Genomic DNA, 20,290 nt, shown 5'->3' on the forward strand with positions numbered 1-20,290 from the left:
TAATGGCTTCATCTTTGTGCGCATAAATGGGAGTGCCGCCCTGCTTTGAAAACCTTAAAGCTATTTACAGCTTTTTAATGAGGAGTATTTACTCACTCAGCTGAGGATAAATGAGAGGGATAGTAATTATTATCAATAAAAAAAGCCCTGATTGCTCAGGGCTCTTTTTTAATACTTTTTAAACTAAAAAGTTGGAAATTAGAAAGGAATATCGTCATCAAAGTCGATTGTTGGTTCCATTGGATTTGATGCGCCACCTTGCGGTGCATTTTGCGGCTTAGGAGCAAACCCGCCTTGCTGTTGTGGTGCATTATTTTGCTGAGGTGCAAAACCACCTTGCTGCTGTGGTTGATACTGGTTGTTTTGTTGCGGCGCTGGCTGCTGGGCAGGTGCAGATTGTTGCTGTGGAGCATAACTGCCTTGCTGACTATTTTGGCCTTGGTTATTTTGACCATAGCTACCGCTTTGCTGTCCGCCTTGGTTACCTTGATAACCGCCACTTTGTTGACCACCTTGGTTACCTTGATAGCCACCACTTTGTTGGTCGCCACCACGTGCACCTAACATTTGCATTTGACCAGTAAAGCCATCAACAACAATTTCTGTAGTGTACTTTTCTTGGCCTTGTTGGTCAGTCCATTTACGAGTTTGAAGTTTACCTTCTACGTAAATTTGTGAACCCTTGCGGCAGTATTCGCCTACAATTTCAGCTAATTTGCCAAAAAATACCACACGGTGCCACTCAGTTTTATCAACCATTTGGCCAGTGTTTTTATCTTTATAGCTGTCTGAAGTTGCTAAGGTAATATTTGCTACGCCATTACCATTAGGCATGTAACGAACTTCAGGATCTTGCCCTAAATTACCAACCAAAATTACTTTGTTCACACCGCGTGCCATGGAACCATCTCCTATAAACGTTAGATTAAACCAGCCACTCTTCGGGCTTGGTCTAGGTCAAATTCTTTATCATTAATCTTTAAGTAGCTTCGACTTTCATCGCGAACTACGGTTGCTTCTATTACGCCGGGTAAAGCAACTAACTGAGAAGCTAATGTTTGTGCCTGCTCTTCAGAATCTAATTGGGTCATTAAACTAATAACTTTGCTTTTCGGTGGGACTTGCATTTTCCACGCAATAATAAGCCATATTACCCCAACAAGTGCCGCCGCCGCAAACACAGCTTGCGTACTGGTGGTTTGTGCTACATACCCGCCTAACATACCGCCTAAAAAAGCCCCTAAGAACTGGCTAGATGAATACCCACCCATAGCGGAGCCCTTTTGGCTTGCAGGCGCAATGCGAGATACAAGAGCCGGCATAGTGGCTTCTAAAAAGTTAAAAGCAACAAAATATAACAGCATACAAACCGCAATGCCAACAACGCTATTGGCCCATATCGACATACTTAACATACTTATTATTAAGACCATCACTGAACCAATAAACGCCTGTTTTTCTTTCTCTTTTTTAATTGCCACTATCATTACTGGCACCATCAAGAAAAACGCTAAAAATAAAACAGGAATATAAAGCTGCCAATGGTTTTCAGCCACAAGTCCATCTTTAATTAGTTGACTTGGCAATACTACAAAAATAGTCGTCAATGTTAAATGCAGCAATAATACACCTGCATTTAGACGCGCAAGCTGCGGATGTTTAATTAGCTTTTTAATGTCACTAAAGCTGGCAAGTGTATCGCCTTTAGGGGCTTTATTTATTGCACTGGGTACCAGCATAGTGACAATAAAAATACCTAATAAAGCCAGTATAGCAGTTAACCAAAACACTCCGGCTATACCCCATGAAGCTGCCACTATAGGTCCAAGTAGCATAGCGAAGGCAAAGCTCATACCTATGCTCATGCCAATAACTGCCATTACTTTTGGTCGCTGTTCGTCACGACTTAAGTCTGATGCAAACGCTAACAATGCGCTGGCGATAGCGCCCATACCTTGCAAGGCACGCCCTACCGTTACCATTTGTATGGACTCAGCTAAAGCCGCAACTACTGAACCCAAGGCAAATACAAGCAAACCACCTACAATTACTTTTTTACGGCCAATTTTATCGGATAGTCTTCCCATAGGGATTTGTAATACGGCCTGCGTTAAACCATACGCACCAATTGCAAAACCTATCCATATAGGTGAAAAGCCTTCAAGCGATTGACCATAAATAGCTAAAACAGGCATCAGCATAAACAAGCCGAGCATTCTAAATGCAAACACACTCGCTAACGATACGGCGGCGCGTTTCTCTCGTGAATTAAGTGAAGATGCGGTCATTATTTGCGTGATCTTACTGTGTGAAAAAATTAGGCAAGGATTCTATCACAAGCTTGGCAATAATTAATCGTCTATAACTAAGGATTTTTTCAATGATCAAGGATTAATATTGCAGCGTATTATGCGATACTGAACAAATAATTTTGGCAATAAACGAGATAGCATGGAAAACATTGAAGTCCGAGGCGCCCGCACGCACAATTTAAAAGACATCAGCCTAACCATCCCACGTGATAAACTAATTGTTATCACTGGCTTATCTGGTTCAGGAAAGTCATCACTTGCATTTGATACGCTTTATGCAGAAGGGCAACGCCGGTATGTTGAATCACTCTCTGCTTATGCAAGGCAGTTTTTGTCATTAATGGAAAAACCTGACGTCGATCATATTGAAGGCCTTTCCCCTGCTATTTCCATTGAACAAAAATCAACCTCGCATAATCCCCGCTCAACCGTGGGAACCATTACTGAAATCTACGATTACCTGCGTTTAATGTTTGCACGCGTTGGCGAACCTCGCTGTCCAACTCATGATTTACCACTCGCAGCGCAAACAATTAGCCAAATGGTCGATACCGCATTAGCGCTGCCTGAAGGCACTAAGTTAATGCTACTTGCCCCTGTTGTTAAAGATCGTAAAGGTGAGCATGTAAAACTATTAGAGCAACTTGCCAGTCAAGGCTACATTCGTGCTCGTATAGATGGTGAAGTATGCGACTTATCCGATCCACCACCGCTAGATTTACATAAAAAGCATACTATTGAAGTCGTTGTGGATCGCTTTAAAGTAAAAGAGGGTCAACAGCAACGTCTTGCAGAGTCTTTTGAAACGGCACTTGAAATGTCAGGCGGCGTTGCTAACATTGCTTTTATGGATGATAGCAGTGCTGAAGAAATGCTGTTTTCAGCAAATTTTGCCTGCCCAACCTGTGGCTATGCGATGACCGAACTTGAACCGCGTTTATTTTCGTTCAATAACCCTGCAGGAGCTTGTCAAAGCTGTGACGGTTTAGGCGTAAGACAATACTTTGACCCGAATCGCGTGGTTCACAACCCTGAAATAAGCTTAGCCGGCGGGGCAATTAAAGGCTGGGATAAACGCAGTTTTTACTATTATCAAATGTTGCAAGCGGTTGCGCAGCATTACGAGTTTGATTTAGATGTACCTTATCAAGAGCTTGCAAAAGAACATAAAAAAATTATTTTAGATGGCTCTGGTGATACTAAAATTGCATTTAATTATCGTAATGACCGCGGTGATTTAATTACACGTAATCATGTATTTGAGGGCGTGTTAAACAATATGAACCGCCGCTACCGCGAAACTGAATCAAACTCAGTACGCGAAGAGCTAGCCAAGTATCAAACCAGCCAAGCCTGCCCTAGTTGTAAAGGCTCACGTTTGCGCCAAGAAGCACGCAATGTATTTATTGGTCAAACTAACTTGCCAACCATTACGCATATGAGTATTGGTGAGGCGATGGGCTTTTTTGAAGGCTTGCACCTAACTGGGCAAAAAGGCCAAATTGCCGAGAAAATTTTAAAAGAAATTCGCGATCGTCTATCGTTCTTAATTAATGTAGGCCTAAATTACTTATCACTTGAGCGTAGCGCCGACACACTTTCAGGCGGTGAGGCACAGCGTATTCGCTTAGCGAGTCAAATTGGTGCTGGGTTAGTGGGTGTTATGTATGTACTGGATGAACCTTCAATTGGTTTGCACCAACGTGATAACGACCGTTTATTGAAAACCTTGGTTCATTTACGCGATTTGGGTAATACCGTTATTGTTGTAGAACACGATGAAGACGCCATTCGTGCCGCTGATCATATTATTGATATTGGCCCAGGTGCTGGCGTACATGGCGGCCATGTTATTGCTCAAGGTACACGCGATGATATTTTAGCAAGCAAAGACTCGGTTACCGGCCAGTTTTTATCGGGCGTGCGTAAAATAGAAGTGCCTAAAGAGCGCCATGCTACTAACGATAAATGGCTAGAGCTGTTTGGTGCTACTGGTAATAACTTAAAAAATGTTGATTTAAAAATACCTTTTGGCTTAATGACCTGTATTACCGGCGTATCTGGCTCGGGTAAATCTACACTCATTAACGACACCTTATTTAAACTTGCCCACACAGAACTCAACGGCGCAACTACTGCTGAAGCAGCTCCTTATGGGTCAATTGCAGGACTTGAGCACTTTGATAAAGTAATTGATATTGACCAAAGTCCTATTGGCCGCACACCGCGTTCAAACCCTGCCACTTATACTGGTATTTTCACCGGTATTCGTGAGCTGTTTGCGGGTACTCAAGAAGCCCGTTCACGTGGTTACAAAGTTGGTCGCTTTAGCTTTAATGTTAAAGGTGGCCGTTGTGAAGCGTGCCAAGGTGATGGTGTTATTAAAGTAGAAATGCACTTCTTACCAGACGTATATGTACCGTGTGATGTATGTAAGGGTAAACGTTATAACCGCGAAACCTTAGAAGTACAATATAAAGGCAAAAACATCAACCAAGTGCTCGACATGACCGTTGAAGATGCCCATGACTACTTTGATAAAATACCGGCTATAGCACGTAAACTTAAAACCCTAATGGATGTTGGACTTTCTTATATTCGTTTAGGCCAAGCCGCTACAACACTTTCTGGTGGTGAAGCACAGCGAATTAAGTTAGCACGTGAGCTCTCTAAGCGTGATACTGGAAAAACATTGTACATTCTTGATGAGCCAACAACGGGACTTCATTTTGCTGATATTGAACAGTTATTAGTGGTGCTTCATCGTCTACGCGATCATGGCAATACCATTGTAGTAATTGAGCATAATTTAGATGTAATAAAAACTGCCGATTGGATCGTTGATTTAGGCCCTGAAGGTGGTGCTGGCGGCGGTGAAATACTGATTGCAGGCACACCAGAAGAAGTGGCGGAATGTCAGCGCTCACATACGGGGCACTACTTAAAACCATTACTTTAATATAAATTATAAAAAAGTACTTATTAAAAGTTACACAAAAATGCCGCTAAATTAGCGGCATTTTTTTACACTTATTCTAATAAATCAAATTATGTACGAGGAATAAATCCTAGTGCATCGTATACCGATTTAAGTGTTTTTTCTGCACGTACACTGGCCTTTTCTGCACCTGATTTCATGATGCTATCAAGTAGGTTTTGATCTTCTCTGATCTCTTTAAAACGTGCTTGGATTGGCTCAATCATATTCACTACCGCATCTGCAGTGTCTTTTTTCAGGTGGCCGTACATTTTATCTTCGTACTCTGGCACCAAATCTTCAATTGAGCGCTTAGTCGCTACGCTTAATAAAGTAAGTAAGTTAGAAACACCAGGCTTTTCTGTACGATCAAAGTAAATACGTGCTTGCTCATCTGAATCGGTTACTGCTTTTTTAAGCTTTTTCTCAATCTTTTTAGGCTCATCTAATAGCATGATGTAACCATTTGGGTTTTCATCTGACTTAGACATCTTTTTAAGCGGATCTTGAAGGCTCATTACGCGTGCGCCAAATTCTGGAATATATGGCTCAGGTAATTTAAATACGTCGCCGTACAAGTTATTAAAGCGAGTAGCTATATCACGCGTTAGCTCTAGATGCTGCTTTTGATCGTCCCCTACTGGCACTTGGTCAGCTTGATACAATAAAATATCTGCTGCTTGTAATACTGGATACGAAAATAAACCTACGTTTACATTGTTAGCATGCTTAGATGACTTATCTTTAAACTGAGTCATGCGGTTAAGCTCACCCATTTGTGCGTAACAATTTAATACCCACGCTAACTGTGCGTGTTCAGGCACTTGTGATTGCACAAAAAGCGCAGACTTTTCAGGGTCAATACCGCACGCTGCATATAAGGCTATACCGTCTAACACACGAGATCGAAGAAGCTCAGGCTCTTGGCGAACAGTAATTGCGTGCAAATCAACAAGCATAAAGAAACTTTCGTGGTCTTCCTGTAGCTTTAGCCACTGGTTAATAGCGCCAACATAGTTGCCTATTGTCATACCACCGGTTGGCTGAATGCCACTTAAAACTACTGGTTTACTCATGATTTTCCTTTAGTGTTTAATTGATTAAAAATTTTAACGCTGTGTAAGTCTGGGTATTATAGCTAAGAAGTTATCGCATAGGTACTGTGGATTATAATCCCCGAGCTGCTCTCCTTGATGATACCCATACGTAAGAGCTATCACATCAATATTGGCGGCTTGTGCTGCCAGTATGTCACTCTTTGAATCACCAATCATAATGGCTTTATCTGGCGAAATATTCAATGCATTACAAGCAAATAAGAGTGGCTCAGGTGACGGTTTTTTTGCCATGTCGTCACCGCAAACAATCACCTCAAAATGACTGCGAATAGCCAGTTTATCTAAAAGTAGTTCGGTAAAGCGGCGTGCTTTATTGGTAATAAGTGCTTTGGGCATACCACTGAGAGCAGCAAGGCCCGTTTCAACATGCTGATATAATACGCTGTATTCACCAACCAGCTCACTGTAATGTTGATAAAAAAGCTTAATGGCTCGCTCGCTCAGAGTCTCATCAAGGTGTTCACTAATTTGTATATCACCGCAAAGAGCTCGATTTACTAACACCTCAATGCCATTACCTACCCAGCTTTCAACTAATCGCTGACTGACTATGGGAAACGCTAAATCACTTAGCGTAAGATTTAAGGCCATATATAAGTCATACACGCTATCAACTAACGTGCCGTCTAAGTCAAATAATGCCGCATCATATTTCATTATTTAATACTTTCTAATTGTTGGCGCATTTCAACAATTACGCTTTTATAGTCAGGCTGATTAAAAATAGCAGAGCCTGCAACAAACATGTCAGCACCCGCTTCAGCCGCCGCTGCAATATTATCTACTTTAATACCGCCATCAACTTCTAGGCGAATATCACGCCCAGAATCAATAATGCGTTGCTTTGCCTCTCGCAGTTTTTCCAGTGTTTGTGGAATAAAACTTTGCCCACCAAATCCAGGGTTCACCGACATTAATAAAATAACATCTATTTTATCCATTACATGATCAAGGTAGCTTAAACTCGTTGCAGGATTAAAAACTAGACCTGCTTGGCAACCTTGATCTTTTATCAATTGTAAAGTGCGGTCAATATGCTCACTGGCTTCTGGATGAAAGGTAATAATTGACGCCCCCGCCTCGGCAAATTGTGGAATTAAACTATCTACCGGTTTCACCATTAAATGAACATCAATAGGAGCTTTAATCCCGTAATCGCGAAGTGCTTTACACACCATTGGGCCTATTGTTAAGTTAGGTACGTAATGGTTATCCATTACATCAAAATGGACAACATCAGCCCCTGCAGCTAAGACTCTGTCAACATCTTCGCCAAGGCGTGCAAAGTCTGCGGATAAAATTGAGGGCGCTATTAAGTATTTTTGTTCACAATTGAGCATTGCTAATCCATTAATGAATAATTTATGGCGTTAATGTAACTTAATTAACGATGTTACCCAAGTAACACCTTTAAAAATAACGCTAAATTAGCAACGCTAGCGACTAACTGTTATTAACTATAACAACGACAAAGCGCGTGAGCTAAAAGGATAAATCACGCTTATAAACAAATTTTGCGGCATGATTAGCTTTGAATATAGCTAAAAATAAAGTGTATTATTTAAGCAAGTTTGTTATGCTTCGTGGAGAACTAAATTACTAGGTTTATATTATGCGTGTTTTTAAAATTGGATTATTAATCACGTCGGTAAGTGTCATTATTGGAGCTGCGTCGCTTTCTTCAAATACTGAGCAAGAATTAAGTTCAGCCAACACTTGTCTTCATAAAGATCAAACTAACGCTATTAATCATAGCGCAAATCGCTGCATTCAAATTCAAGAAGACTCTTCTTGGGCTTCTTGGCTAACCGGCAATAGCCGCAGTGCCCAGTTTCATTACCTAGATTTCCTAGAGTTATTAACAGGTACTGACGACAACCACAAGCCATCTTCAATCAAACCATTATTTTAATTAATGCAGCATTTCTTAAGCGCGTTACAAAGTGTGCTAGCGGCATTTTTTGGTGTGCAATCTGAAGATAAGCGTCAAACAGACTTTAAACACCACTCCCCTATTACATTAATAGCTATTGCCGTGATACTTTTTGTTTTATTTGTACTGGCTATTTACGCAACTGTGACTACGGTACTAAGTACATAGCCATTAGCTCATCTACTTTATTTCGTGAACCGCCTTTTGGGCTAATCGTGCGTTTAACCTGAATTTTATCCAAAGAAGCTTGGCTGTAAATTTTGCGTGTCCATACCGTATCGTGATTTGAAATAAGGACTGGCGTATTATTCTCAAAAGCTGCTTGCTCAGCTAAGTTCGCTAAATTAGCCTGATCATCCAAATTAAACCCGCCTTTTGCATACGAGGTAAAAGATGCAGTTTTACTTAATGGCACATAAGGCGGATCGCAGTAAATCACTGCATTTTTAGGCACCAGCTTGAATACATCATCATATCCTAGGCAAGTAAATGTAGCTTGTTGCGCTTTGCTAGCAAAAAAGTACATTTCTTTTTCAGGAAAATAAGGCTTTTTATATTTACCAAAAGGTACATTAAAAATGCCCTTTAAATTATAGCGGCATAATCCGTTATAACCATGGCGGTTCATATATAAAAATAAGATGGCTCGCTCATACACATCACTGCTTTGATTAAACTGCACACGATAATCATAATACGCATCTGAGTGGTTGTTTAAATCAACAAAAAGCTTTTTAGCATCACTAATTAACTCATCAGGCGAACGCTTGAGCTCTTTATATAAATTGATTAAATCAGCATTAATATCGTTGAGTACATAGTGTTTAAAATTGCTATTTAAAAACACTGAGCCCGCACCAACAAAAGGTTCAACCAAGGTATCAGCATGCTTACTTGCTTGATTTAGTCGCGCGTTAATATCTTCAACGAGGCTGTATTTTCCGCCAGCCCATTTAAGGAAGGCTCTACTCTTTTGCTGCATTGGCTCTTTACTTCAATTCGGTGTTGCGCGATTTTACACTAAAGTTACTGAGTTTACTGATCAACTCGTGCAATTTCTTGTTTTATTTTACTAATTTTTTTATAGAAAGGTTTATTTTTTCTAACCTCAGCAGGAAGTACTTGCAGTGCTTGTTTTGCCTCATTTAAGCTAACAAAGCTGCCTGTAGTTACTACCCACCACATTTTACCATTTCGTTTAGTTTGGTAGGTATTAGTGATATTTTCTAGCTTATGTTCAACAATAAACTCGTTCCCTACCTGCTGCTGAGTTACAGCTAAGAGCTGAATAACAAAATTATCCTCAGGTTGTTGTAAGTACCAATTACTGGATATTTTTACTATTGGGTTTTGCGGCTTTGTCTGGGCAGGTTTAGTAACCGGCTTTTCTTCAACGGGTTTTGATGCCGGCTTTTCCTGTTCAACAACATTCGTTGATTCCGTTAAGCTCCCAACAATCGCTGGAACATTGTTATTGGTTTTTTGGGTGGGCTTTTGAAGGACAGCTGCTGGCGGCTCACTACTTAAAGGCACTCGCTTCTGTGGTTTATTTTCAATAGCTTGCTCAGTTGTAATGGCAGTTGATAGCACTTGCTCATCAATTTGGCGATTAGCATTTTCCCACCACTGGGTCATATCGGCTTTGTACACAAGGCCAATAATCAACAGCATAATTATTAATAACAATGTGAGCAGCTGTAATCGCCAAGATACCTTATCTTTAACGACAATATCTGCAACCTGCTCGCTTGGCTGCCAGGCTAATAACAGGCTTGGGTTACCATGAGCTTCAACTAAAAAAGTTTGAAAGACAGGATCTTCGTCGTAGGGTAGGTTCGTAAAGTACCACCCCATAAGTTGCTTACTTTCAGCTATATTTAATGATTCTAAATGAATATTTACTGCATCTTTAAAGGGTAATTTAGACTGTGATGCAATCATAATATAAAGCACATTAGGTGCATTTTTTGATAGTAGCTCAAGCTCTGCGATTAGCTCTTCGGATAGGTGCCTGCCGCCATCAACAACCCACAAGCACGCCCCACATTGTTGTTGTTTCGCTAATTGATAATAGTTTTGCGATAAGCTTAGATTGTGATCAACTAAAGGGGCGTTAAAACTTTGCTCTAATAACTGAGTCATTAACTGCACATCAGTCATCTGGGCACCGACTTGCACAAATGCTTTATTAAAATCGTTATATTTATCAGTAATGAAGGTTTCAAGCAAATAGCTTTTACCCAGACCAGAGGTGCCTAATAAAACAATTAAGTTTTGACCATATTCAAATTGTAATGCGATTCTATCCACCAAAGCCGCACGGCTTGGTAAAATTTGTGACTGCATTTATTGCTCGATCAATGCTCTAACTTGATCATCTGATACATCATCAACTAATGCACATTGACCAAATTCGGTGGGTAAAATAAATCGGATAGTCCCTTTTTTATTCTTTTTATCTTTGCGCATATGCAGTAAAAATTGCTCACTGGTCATATCGTTAGGGATATCGATTGGTAAATTATACGCTGCTATTAATGTAACAATACGCTCTAGGTCTTGCTGTGTTAAATCGTTACGAGTATGAGCAAGCTTGGTAGCAAGCACCATACCTGTCGCTACGGCTTCACCATGTAACCACACGCCGTACCCCATTTGTGCTTCTATTGCATGGGCAAACGTGTGTCCTAAATTTAATAGTGCACGCAAGCCTTGCTCTTTCTCATCTTGTGCAACGATGAGTGCTTTAATTTCACAGCATCTAAAAATAATATGCTGTAAACAGGCTTCATCTAGCTGTTGTAATTGAGTGATATTTTGCTCTAAAAAAGCAAACAACTCAGTATCGTAAATCAGGCCATATTTAATAACTTCAGCCATGCCTGCAGCAAACTCACGGGTAGGTAAAGTATGTAGCGAACGCGTATCTATAAACACAGCTTGTGGTTGGTAAAAAGCCCCTATCATATTTTTGCCCAGCGGATGGTTTACTGCTGTTTTACCACCAACTGAGGAATCTACTTGAGATAATAACGTGGTAGGTATTTGAATAAAAGGCACACCGCGCTGATAGCAGGCCGCAACAAAACCAGTTAAATCGCCAACTACGCCACCACCTAATGCAATTAAACAGGTGTCACGACCGCAGTTATTTTCAAGTAAGAATGCTGATATTTTTTCAAACCAAGTGAGTGATTTATATTGCTCGCCATCTGGAATAATAAAATGAAGTGGGTTTTGCTGTGATAATGAGTCAAGCAACTGCTGAAGATAGAGCGGCGCAATAGTGTCATTAGTGATGATGATAGGCCGACAATCACCAATGTGATGGATTAGACGGCCTGTATCTTGAAGTGCAGATTGACCAATATAAATAGGATAACTCCGCTCGTCTAAATTAACAGTTAATTCAAGCATGCTGGGTTAGTCCTTTTAATACTGGCTTTTAAAAATCCAATTTCTCGATTATTTGGTTAGCAACAACTTTCGCGCTCTGCTCATCAGTGCGTACAACAAAATCAGCTACTTCTTTGTATAATGGTTCACGCTCTTCTGCTAAGCGCTCAAGTACATCACGAGGTGCTTCTTCTGTTTGCAGTAATGGGCGACGCTTGTCGCGTTGCGTACGTGCAACTTGCTTTTCAATCGGTGTCTCTAGGTATACTACAATACCGCGAGCCGAAAGCTTGTTTCGAACTTCTTTACTCATTACTGAGCCACCACCAGTAGCAAGAACAATACCTTGCATCTCGGTTAAATCGCCAATAACAGATTCTTCACGAAGTCTAAAGCCTTCTTCACCTTCAAGATCGAATACCCAGGCAATATCTGCGCCCGTACGACGTTCGATTTCTTGATCAGAATCAACAAATTCAAGGTGTAATTGGTCAGCGATGTGACGACCAATCGTGCTTTTGCCAGCCCCCATGGGGCCAACTAGAAATATATTACGTTTCTCAGCCATATCTTTTAGTACAAACGAACTCTAAAATTTGAAATAAAACCCCGCCTAACGACCTGGCCCCAAAATTAAGAAAGGGATTATCTCAGTAATCGGTCGGGTATTTCAAGTCAATTAGGATAAAAAGCCATATAACGAGCAATTAAACTAAATAATTACCCATTGGTTAACAAAAAAGCACCTTATTATAGGCAAATTTATCTTCTAGGGTTAAAATTTATGCAGTTAAAGGCTACTACGTGTTACTTGGTAAACGCTTTTGCATAGTAATTTCACAAAAAAACTCAGTTACAAGCAACATTAACGCAGTCTTAAAATGCATCCGCAGTACAGTACACAATAAAAATTATATACTGCCTAATTGTACATTTACAGGGAGTGTTCACACCAAGATAACTAAATAACATGTCAAAACCGTCTAGTTTGTTGTTCAGCCTAGATAGTTTGAATAACCTGAGCTCTGAAGAGTTAATATATCTCAGCAGAATTCAGGTTAGGTAATTAGTCTATTTGAATTTTAGGTGTGACAAAAATCAGCAGTTCGCGCTTTTCATTAAACTCGCTTGTGCTTTTAAATAGTCTTCCTACGTAAGGAAGGTCGCCCAATAAAGGTACTTTTTTGGTCGAATTAATAATTTGCTGTTGAAAAATACCACCCAACACTACCGTTTGTCCATTCTCAACGAGAACTTGAGTCTCAATTTGTTGCGTATCAATGGCAACAGCTGGGCCAGTTCCTGTTTGAACGGTATCACCACGGGTGTCTTGAGTAATTATTAAGTTTAAAATAACTTTGTTGTCTGGTGTGATATGAGGTGTCACCTCTAAACTCAACACTGCTTTTTTAAAGCTTACGGTTGTTGCGCCACTCGAAGCAGATTCAACATAGGGGATCTCGGTACCTTGCTCAATGCGTGCTTTTTGCTGGTTAGCAGCAGTGATACGCGGACTCGCAATAATTTCACCCTTATTCTCTTCTTCGAGCGCGGTTAATTCTAAATCAATTAATGTTCCATTGGCTAGTTTGGCTATATGCATACCAATACTTGCCGATGGATTCGCTACAGGTAAATTAACATTGAGTCGATCTGTAAGACTCGGAATATTTCCATTAGAAATTGTTTCAGCACCTTCTAATGTACCAGAAACACCATCAGAACCTTGCTGATCACTAAACCCCCAACGAACGCCTAAGTCTTCGGTTACATTATCACGAACGGTTACCATGCGCGCCTCTATAACCACTTGTTTGACGGGGATGTCTAAGGTTTCGACCATACGGCGAACACTTTCAATACTTTTCGCGGTGTCTTTCATTAGTAGCGTATTGGTTCGCTGATCAACAGACACGCTGCCTCTCGCTGTAATAATACTATTGGTATCTGTTTTTAGTAAGTCGGCAAAATCTTCTGCTTTGGCGTAATTTAAACGGATGTATTCGCTATATAGTGGCTCTAAATCCTCTACTTGTTGCTTTGCTTTTAACTCTTTTGCTTCACGGGCAGCAAGCTCTTCAGATGGCGCTACCATTAAAATAGAGCCATCCATACGTTTGTCTAAACCTTTTATTCTTAGTACTACGTCTAACGCCTGATCCCAAGGAACACCATCTAAGCGAAGGGTAATGTTGCCCGTCACTGAGTCACTAGTTACCAAGTTAAAGTCATTGTAACCCGCAATAATCTGTAATACAGCACGCACAGAGATATCCTGAAAGTTAAGCGTCATAGGACGGCCTAAGTACTCTTTACCTCCATCTAAGAATCCATTTTGAGTCTCGTCTTTCTCAACCGTTAAGGTAAAAATATTTTCTATTTGCTGATACGTGTAAGCAAAAGCTTTATTAGGTTCAATTACAATGCGTGTCAGATTATCTTCCTTAAACGTTTCTATACTGCTCACCACAGTACCAAAATCGAGTACGTCTAATTCATACAATAAGTCATCTAAAATATCGGTATGGTGAAACTCTGCAATGATTTTCCCGCCACTTTCATGAACCTCGATAGCAGCCTGTGTATCTTGCAGATAAACAAGTACTTTTGCTTCACCTTTTTCACCGCGGCGAAAATCAATTGCTTGAATGCCATTGATATAATTAGAGGCACGAGCAGGTGCATCTTCACTGGTTGTTACGATTTGTTTTGCTAGAGGGTTATCAGATATTCTTATTGAAAATAGGTTGTTATTAACTTCAGCCTCATAAATTTTTAATCGCTCCAAGTTAATGGTTACTTTTAAACCTGCACTAGTCATCATGCTACTAATGTTACTTATCCCTGCTTGGTTAATAACAATATTTGCCAACCCTTCATCTAGTTCAACTGCATTAAATAATAACTCTATCCGTGCCGGATTATTAAAAACTTGTACATCAGGTTGTTGCTGTAATTCTTCATCAAATACCAGCTGTAATTCGGTTTCACCTTTAAGTAATGGGTTATATCGAACGTCGTAGAGTAAAGGAGCTGCACTGACCGTTTTCATCATTAGTAATAAAAATACAAATAGCAACGTCGTTAAAATACGGTGATGCGAACACTCATCTTTATGCATATAGGGAGTACCATTTTTCTTATTAATTTGCGCCATTAGTTGCCGCCTCTAACATTTCTAATTTGGTCAAACGTTCTTTCCAACAACCTGACCCATCAGGGATTAATTCTACTAATTCAATATAGTCACTATTAACACTGCTTACTTTTCCATCATAGGTACCTAAATAGCTTCCTATCGATACTCGGTGTAAGGTGTTATCAGCAGCTGTAATGAGCGCCCATGTATTACTGTTCGACCCTATCGTTCCCTTCATTGCTAAATTATCTAATGGGTACTTCTCCAGAGGCTGACGGACACGCTCTGGATCTGGGTGAAGACAGTTTTTAACTTGTGTTAGCTTATTTTGTATAATTTCTGGTTCTGGTGCTACAAAAGGGCTACGTATATCTTTGGCGTTATATTCAAAGTGCTCAAACTTAACTAACTCAGGTATTTTTTCAACACGTGCAGTAGTGTTTGCCTTAACCTGGTCAATAAACTCTTTTTGCTCAGATGTATCTTCATTACAACCACTGAGCAACAATATTACAACAGTTAAAAAGGGAAGTTGCTTCATCATCTTACCCCCTCTTCATAACGATAAGTTTTTGCTACTACACTGAATGTTAGCTGCTTTTCGCCAGATGATAAAATAGAAAAGTCGTGTAAACTTACTATTCTCGGCAATTGAGCCACTTTTCCTACAAATTCACCGAACTCATGATAAGTGCCTACTACTTCAATTTTAATGGGTAGCTCGGTATAGAACTCTTTTTCAACTTCTGGTAGCCAACCAATTTTTAAAAATGTTAGGCCGCTGGTTGTCCCTACATAGGAAAGGTCATCCAATAATCCTGGCGTCTCATTTGAGGTAGGTAGGCGTTTTAATAGCTGAGAAAACTCATCTTCCATCTCAACCATTTGTTCACGATAAATATCGAGCTTGCTGGCAACTGCATATTTAGTTCGGTAGGTTGTGCGTAATTCTATCTCTTTGGCCACTGCGTTATGGTAGCTTTCAATTTCATCCGACACTAATAGGCTATAGCTAAAAAACAATACGAGACAGGCAACAAATGCGCCGCATATTGTTTTTACAATAACAGGCCACTCACCTATGTTATCGAGCTCTATTTCATTCCAATCTATTTCTGTAAGCGACTTAAAATCAAGGTTCATTAGGTACCTCGCCTATTTTACCAAATGGTTTTACGTAGAACTCCATATTAAAATCGCTGAGTAAACGAGAGGATTGATCGCCTGCAACAATGCCTTGCATAGTCGGGCGCTCTAAAAGATAAGAACTTTGCACCTGTCGAAGCATAGTAGACAAACGATTATTAGACTCACTTTTACCTAACACATGAATTTGGCTACCTCTACGCTCAAGCTTAGTTAAATAAACTCCAGCAGGCACTATTTTTGCCACTTCATCCATTATTTGCGTGCCTAAATTACGGCTACTTTGTAGCTCTTCAATTAAACGCATCCGTTGTTGTAGATTTTCTTTTTTCATGTCTAAGTCGCGTATATCGCGAATTTTTTGATCGAGCATTGTAATTTCTGAACTGAGATAGTTATTTTTAAGCATTTGCCCTTCTTTTAGAGCGCTATAAAATGTACTCAGCGCATACATGGTTACGAAACAAACAATAACCACTGCCATCAGCAATGTTATAAATTTCTTTTTAGACTGCTCACGCTGAAGTTCACGCCAAGGTAGTAAATTTATATGTGGCATGATGAAAAACTCCTCAACGCCAAACCAGTTGCAATCGCAAACTGAGTGCGGTGGCGCTGTATTATATTACGATCTACTCTAGGTGATATTTCCATTTTATCAAATGGTTCAACAACAACCGTATGTATTCCTAATTCTTCGATTAATAATCTATCAACACCTTTAATCATCGCTGACCCGCCCGTCAGTACGATGTAGTCCAACTGCTCTTTGCCTGTTGTTGTTAAAAACATTTGCACAGCACGACGAACTTGCTGCAATAATGAGGTTTGAAAAGGCGCTAACACTTCAAATGTATAATTAGGCGGTAAATCACCCGTTGTTTTACCAATTTCAGCCTCATCAAAGCCTTTGTTGTAGTAAGCAACAATACTATTTGTATATTGGTCACCACCAAATACCTGGTCACGGGTGTAAATAGTTTCACCAAATTGCACTACACTGACCAAGGTAAGCACCGCACCTATATCAACTACTGCAACGGTTTTATCAAACGCGTCTGATGGTAGCTGTTGGTAGTAAACATCCATAGCCCGGCTTAATGCATAACTTTCAACATCCACAACTTTTGCAGTTAAGTTGGCAGCACTAAGTGCGCCTACTCTCGCTTCCACACTTTCCGTTCTCGCTGCAGAAAGTAGAACATTAATTTTGCTCGGGTCGGCACTGTTAGTAGAGAGTTTTTCAAAATCTAAACTGACTTCATCTAATGGATAGGGGATCAAGCTATCGGCTTCAATTTCAATCTGTGATTCTAATTCAGCGTCGCTTAAGGAAACATCCATGAAAATGACTTTGGTAATCACTGTTTGCCCTGAAACAGCAACAGCTGCAAATTTTAGTGACTTTGGAAGCTTTCGTTTTAACTTGGTTATCACATTGCCAATTGCTTCAATGTCTTGAATGTTGCGCTCGCTCATAGCGCCTTTAGGCATAGGTTCAATTGCAAGAGCTTCTAATCGAAGCCCGGTTTCTGTTTCACTTAAAAGCACGGCCTTGATAGAGTGCGATCCTATATCAATACCCACCATCATAGGTGATGGTTTTTTTATCAATTGACTTAGCATGTTTGCAACTTTGCCTTTGTTTTAATAATAAACAAGTTATAATTTATATCTTAAAAAATATTATTCAATTTTTAATCAATATATACTAGCAGTCTCAACCTGTAATTGGGAGTCCGTTTAGGGAAATATCAGTGATTTTATTAAAAAGAACTTTACAATTTTTGATCATTTGTGCATTACTTGCACTAATTACATTGCTCAGCCTTTATTACTACGTTAAATCCGATATCCCAAGCGTGCAAGTTTTAAAAAACGTTCAATTACAAACGCCTATGCAAGTATTTACCAAAGATGGGCTTTTAATCAACCAATTTGGTGAAAAAAGACGTATCCCTGTAACTATAGATCAAATTCCTGAACCTTTATTACAGGCTTTTTTAGCAACAGAAGATAACCGTTTTTATGACCATATCGGTATCGACCCAATTGGTATTGTTCGCTCAGCACTAGTACTTATTTCTACCGGTGAAAAAAAGCAGGGTGCCAGTACAATCACCATGCAGTTGGCTCGTAACTTCTTTTTAACGCGAGAAAAAGCCTATATTCGTAAAGTAAAAGAAATATTTATTGCCATCCATATCGAAAATTTACTTTCAAAAGATGAAATCTTTGAACTTTATCTAAATAAAATAGAGCTAGGAAACCGCGCCTTTGGTATTGGTGCAGCCGCTCAGGTTTATTATGGTAAAGAGCTAAAAGAGCTTACTCTTGCGCAAATGGCAATGATTGCCGGTTTACCCAAGGCGCCTTCAGCACTTAACCCTATTCGTAACCCAAAGCGAGCCAAAGCCAGAAGAAATGTAGTGTTAGGACGAATGCTAGATGAAAAGTATATTTCTAGAGCGCAGTATAATGAAGCCACGAACCAACCAATTACAGCTTATTTTCATGGGGCTGAAATTGACTTATATGCACCATATATTTCAGAAATGGTACGTGCTGAAATGGTGTCGCGCTACGGTATAGATAAAGCCTATAACTCAGGATTTAAAGTGTATACTTCTGTTGAGTCAAATATTCAACAGGCGGCACAAACGGCTTTGGTTAACAATTTACATGCCTATGATATGCGCCATGGATTTAGAGGCCCTGAAGCCATTTTATGGGATCCACAAACAGAGCCCACACCTTCTGATTCTAAGTTATTAAACATTTTGAAAGAGGCCAATGAACTAGGCCCTCTAAAAGCCGCTGCAGTTTTAAATGTATCCGACAGAAGCGCGGAAGTAATACTTAAAAGCGGCGAACGCACAACATTGACTTGGGATAATCTGAAGTGGGCGCGTAAGTTTATCACCCGTTATCGCCAAAGCTTTGCTCCTGAAACAGCAAGCGATATATTAACGCCTGGCATGCAAATATGGCTGCGTAAAAATGATGACAACAGCTATATTTTGAGTCAAATCCCTGAAGCTGCAAGCGCCATTGTGTCTTTAGACCCACAAGACGGGCGTATAAAAGCCATTGTAGGCGGTTACAGCTTTGAACAAAGCCAATATAACCGTGCAGTGCAAGCTAAACGCCAAGTTGGCTCTAATATTAAGCCATTTATATACTCTGCTGCACTTGAAAAAGGCTACACCTTAGCGTCAATTTTAAATGATGCTCCTATAAATCAATGGGATAAAAGCCAAGGTGTCGCATGGCGACCTAAAAATAGCCCTGCCATTTATAATGGCCCTATTCGCATTCGCCGTGCTTTAGCACAATCAAAAAATGTGATTTCGGTACGTTTATTACGTGGTGTTGGCTTGCAACGTACAGCCGATCATTTACTTAAATTTGGCTTTGCAGATGAAGATATAAATCGCAGTGAATCGCTGGCTTTAGGTAGCGCATCTATTACTCCACTAGAGTTAGCTCGTGGTATGAGTACTTTTGCCAATGGCGGCCACTTAATCGAACCTTACTTTATCTCTGAAATTCAAGATGCCATGGGCAACACCTTATTTAAAACTAACCCGACTGTAATTTGTGATGATGAAGCGACAACGCCTAGCTCGCTAATGCTAAGTGAGCAAGTAGCACCAAATTGCGCGCCGCAGATTATATCTAAACAAAATGCATTTTTAATTGCCAGTGCTATGAACAGCGCAATTTGGGGGGGAGGTAGCTGGTCTCATAAAACAGGTTGGAGTGGTACAGGATGGCGTGCACAAGCGCTAAAACGTCGCGATCTGTCAGGTAAAACAGGCACTACCAATGATTCTGTAGATACTTGGTTTAGCGGCTTTAATCGCGACGTGATGACCTCTGTTTGGGTTGGTTTTGACAACCCTGGTAATACTCTGGGGCGCTCAACCTATAATAATAACTTAGGAAGTGGCCAAATATCAGGCGCAGAGTCAGGTGCTAAAACAGCTCAGCCTGCATGGGTGGATTTTATGAGAGTCGCACTGGATGGTAAACCTGCGGCACCTATCGAACCACCTGAAGGCTTAGTTTCTATTCGTATTGACTTAGAAACGGGGCTGTTAAGTCATAAAAACGATTATACCAGCCGTTTTGAGTACTTTGAGAAAGGGACCGCACCTACAAAATATGTGTTAGCACAGCCAAATGATGTATTTGAAGAAAGCACTAAAACCGAAGAAGAGCTCTTTTAAATAATGCTAATATAAAAGGCCGCTGAATAGCGGCCTT

18 protein-coding genes are annotated in these 20,290 nt (G+C 40.2%); 4 read left to right on the forward strand and 14 right to left on the reverse strand.

The genetic code is table 11. From position 1 onward, the window contains the following. Positions 1–198 precede the first annotated feature (198 nt). Entirely contained in the window at positions 199–900 is a 702-nt protein-coding gene (gene ssb, locus CWB76_RS09695) for a single-stranded DNA-binding protein (RefSeq protein ID WP_008467569.1), read from the reverse strand. Between the two features lie 20 nt (positions 901–920). Further along, positions 921–2,288 (reverse strand): MFS transporter, encoded by a 1,368-nt coding sequence (locus tag CWB76_RS09700; protein ID WP_138607175.1) that lies wholly within the window; start codon positions 2,286–2,288, stop codon positions 921–923. Between the two features lie 163 nt (positions 2,289–2,451). On the opposite strand from CWB76_RS09700, the gene uvrA reads away from it, so the two are divergent. Then, positions 2,452–5,271, forward strand: coding sequence for an excinuclease ABC subunit UvrA (gene uvrA / locus CWB76_RS09705; protein ID WP_138607177.1), 2,820 nt, complete (start codon positions 2,452–2,454; stop codon positions 5,269–5,271). A gap of 89 nt (positions 5,272–5,360) precedes the next feature. Here the strand turns inward: uvrA and trpS are convergent, their stop codons facing one another. From trpS to rpe, 3 genes are read right to left on the reverse strand one after another with little or no spacing between them, the layout of a single operon-like run. Next, positions 5,361–6,365 carry a tryptophan--tRNA ligase gene (gene trpS / locus CWB76_RS09710; RefSeq protein WP_138607179.1) on the reverse strand — a complete coding sequence of 335 codons (1,005 nt, stop codon included), beginning with the start codon at positions 6,363–6,365 and terminating at the stop codon, positions 5,361–5,363. A gap of 33 nt (positions 6,366–6,398) precedes the next feature. Next, the gene (locus CWB76_RS09715) at positions 6,399–7,064 is read right to left on the reverse strand and encodes an HAD-IA family hydrolase (protein ID WP_138607181.1); all 666 of its coding nucleotides are present in this window, start codon (positions 7,062–7,064) and stop codon (positions 6,399–6,401) included. Next, a complete protein-coding gene (rpe, locus tag CWB76_RS09720; protein WP_138607182.1) occupies positions 7,064–7,747 on the reverse strand; it encodes a ribulose-phosphate 3-epimerase in 684 nt (227 codons plus the stop codon). The genes CWB76_RS09715 and rpe overlap by 1 nt, the downstream gene beginning before the upstream one ends. 272 nt (positions 7,748–8,019) lie before the next feature. On the opposite strand from rpe, the gene CWB76_RS09725 reads away from it, so the two are divergent. Together CWB76_RS09725 and CWB76_RS09730 are read left to right on the forward strand one after the other, a co-directional pair. After that, entirely contained in the window at positions 8,020–8,319 is a 300-nt protein-coding gene (locus tag CWB76_RS09725) for a hypothetical protein (protein ID WP_138607184.1), read from the forward strand. Between the two features lie 3 nt (positions 8,320–8,322). Beyond that, positions 8,323–8,508, forward strand: a complete 186-nt coding sequence (locus tag CWB76_RS09730) for a DUF2970 domain-containing protein (protein WP_138607186.1) — start codon at positions 8,323–8,325, stop codon at positions 8,506–8,508. Here the strand turns inward: CWB76_RS09730 and CWB76_RS09735 are convergent. The 9 genes from CWB76_RS09735 to CWB76_RS09775 all read right to left on the reverse strand — a co-directional run bounded on the left by CWB76_RS09735 (position 8,489) and on the right by CWB76_RS09775 (position 17,647). Further along, positions 8,489–9,322 (reverse strand): Dam family site-specific DNA-(adenine-N6)-methyltransferase, encoded by an 834-nt coding sequence (locus tag CWB76_RS09735; protein WP_138607188.1) that lies wholly within the window; start codon positions 9,320–9,322, stop codon positions 8,489–8,491. The genes CWB76_RS09730 and CWB76_RS09735 overlap by 20 nt on opposite strands. A gap of 53 nt (positions 9,323–9,375) precedes the next feature. Beyond that, positions 9,376–10,686 carry an SPOR domain-containing protein gene (locus CWB76_RS09740; RefSeq protein ID WP_138607190.1) on the reverse strand — a complete coding sequence of 437 codons (1,311 nt, stop codon included), beginning with the start codon at positions 10,684–10,686 and terminating at the stop codon, positions 9,376–9,378. Continuing rightward, positions 10,687–11,757: a 3-dehydroquinate synthase gene (gene aroB, locus CWB76_RS09745; protein WP_138607192.1), complete on the reverse strand. Its 1,071-nt coding sequence runs from the start codon at positions 11,755–11,757 to the stop codon at positions 10,687–10,689. Between the two features lie 28 nt (positions 11,758–11,785). Next, complete coding sequence (gene aroK, locus CWB76_RS09750) at positions 11,786–12,304, reverse strand: shikimate kinase AroK (protein ID WP_008466255.1); 519 nt, start codon at positions 12,302–12,304, stop codon at positions 11,786–11,788. A gap of 498 nt (positions 12,305–12,802) precedes the next feature. Then, on the reverse strand, positions 12,803–14,893 hold the full coding sequence (locus CWB76_RS09755; protein ID WP_138607194.1) for a type IV pilus secretin PilQ: 2,091 nt from the start codon (positions 14,891–14,893) through the stop codon (positions 12,803–12,805). Then, positions 14,880–15,416 carry a pilus assembly protein PilP gene (locus tag CWB76_RS09760; protein WP_171039617.1) on the reverse strand — a complete coding sequence of 179 codons (537 nt, stop codon included), beginning with the start codon at positions 15,414–15,416 and terminating at the stop codon, positions 14,880–14,882. The genes CWB76_RS09755 and CWB76_RS09760 overlap by 14 nt, the downstream gene beginning before the upstream one ends. Then, the gene (locus CWB76_RS09765; RefSeq protein ID WP_138607198.1) at positions 15,416–16,018 is read right to left on the reverse strand and encodes a type IV pilus inner membrane component PilO; all 603 of its coding nucleotides are present in this window, start codon (positions 16,016–16,018) and stop codon (positions 15,416–15,418) included. Before CWB76_RS09765 ends, CWB76_RS09760 begins: the two co-directional genes overlap by 1 nt. After that, complete coding sequence (locus tag CWB76_RS09770) at positions 16,008–16,580, reverse strand: PilN domain-containing protein (RefSeq protein ID WP_138607200.1); 573 nt, start codon at positions 16,578–16,580, stop codon at positions 16,008–16,010. Before CWB76_RS09770 ends, CWB76_RS09765 begins: the two co-directional genes overlap by 11 nt. Next, positions 16,568–17,647 (reverse strand): pilus assembly protein PilM, encoded by a 1,080-nt coding sequence (locus tag CWB76_RS09775; protein WP_138607202.1) that lies wholly within the window; start codon positions 17,645–17,647, stop codon positions 16,568–16,570. Before CWB76_RS09775 ends, CWB76_RS09770 begins: the two co-directional genes overlap by 13 nt. Before the next feature lie 131 nt (positions 17,648–17,778). Here CWB76_RS09775 and CWB76_RS09780 point away from each other — a divergent pair, with 131 nt between their 5' ends. Then, positions 17,779–20,253: a penicillin-binding protein 1A gene (locus tag CWB76_RS09780; RefSeq protein ID WP_138607204.1), complete on the forward strand. Its 2,475-nt coding sequence runs from the start codon at positions 17,779–17,781 to the stop codon at positions 20,251–20,253. The last annotated feature ends 37 nt before the right edge of the window (positions 20,254–20,290 follow it).

Origin of the sequence: Pseudoalteromonas sp. S1609, from assembly GCF_005887255.1 — a bacterium.
GTDB lineage: Bacteria > Pseudomonadota > Gammaproteobacteria > Enterobacterales > Alteromonadaceae > Pseudoalteromonas.

Excerpts from the sequence above, each read along its gene's own strand:
- ssb (WP_008467569.1), bottom strand. The coding sequence starts at position 900 with ATGGCACGCGGTGTGAACAAAGTAATTTTGGTTGGTAATTTAGGGCAA.
- CWB76_RS09700 (WP_138607175.1), bottom strand. The coding sequence starts at position 2,288 with ATGACCGCATCTTCACTTAATTCACGAGAGAAACGCGCCGCCGTATCG.
- uvrA (WP_138607177.1), top strand. The coding sequence starts at position 2,452 with ATGGAAAACATTGAAGTCCGAGGCGCCCGCACGCACAATTTAAAAGAC.
- trpS (WP_138607179.1), bottom strand. The coding sequence starts at position 6,365 with ATGAGTAAACCAGTAGTTTTAAGTGGCATTCAGCCAACCGGTGGTATG.
- CWB76_RS09715 (WP_138607181.1), bottom strand. The coding sequence starts at position 7,064 with ATGAAATATGATGCGGCATTATTTGACTTAGACGGCACGTTAGTTGAT.
- rpe (WP_138607182.1), bottom strand. The coding sequence starts at position 7,747 with ATGCTCAATTGTGAACAAAAATACTTAATAGCGCCCTCAATTTTATCC.
- CWB76_RS09725 (WP_138607184.1), top strand. The coding sequence starts at position 8,020 with ATGCGTGTTTTTAAAATTGGATTATTAATCACGTCGGTAAGTGTCATT.
- CWB76_RS09730 (WP_138607186.1), top strand. The coding sequence starts at position 8,323 with ATGCAGCATTTCTTAAGCGCGTTACAAAGTGTGCTAGCGGCATTTTTT.
- CWB76_RS09735 (WP_138607188.1), bottom strand. The coding sequence starts at position 9,322 with ATGCAGCAAAAGAGTAGAGCCTTCCTTAAATGGGCTGGCGGAAAATAC.
- CWB76_RS09740 (WP_138607190.1), bottom strand. The coding sequence starts at position 10,686 with ATGCAGTCACAAATTTTACCAAGCCGTGCGGCTTTGGTGGATAGAATC.
- aroB (WP_138607192.1), bottom strand. The coding sequence starts at position 11,757 with ATGCTTGAATTAACTGTTAATTTAGACGAGCGGAGTTATCCTATTTAT.
- aroK (WP_008466255.1), bottom strand. The coding sequence starts at position 12,304 with ATGGCTGAGAAACGTAATATATTTCTAGTTGGCCCCATGGGGGCTGGC.
- CWB76_RS09755 (WP_138607194.1), bottom strand. The coding sequence starts at position 14,893 with ATGGCGCAAATTAATAAGAAAAATGGTACTCCCTATATGCATAAAGAT.
- CWB76_RS09760 (WP_171039617.1), bottom strand. The coding sequence starts at position 15,416 with ATGAAGCAACTTCCCTTTTTAACTGTTGTAATATTGTTGCTCAGTGGT.
- CWB76_RS09765 (WP_138607198.1), bottom strand. The coding sequence starts at position 16,018 with ATGAACCTTGATTTTAAGTCGCTTACAGAAATAGATTGGAATGAAATA.
- CWB76_RS09770 (WP_138607200.1), bottom strand. The coding sequence starts at position 16,580 with ATGCCACATATAAATTTACTACCTTGGCGTGAACTTCAGCGTGAGCAG.
- CWB76_RS09775 (WP_138607202.1), bottom strand. The coding sequence starts at position 17,647 with ATGCTAAGTCAATTGATAAAAAAACCATCACCTATGATGGTGGGTATT.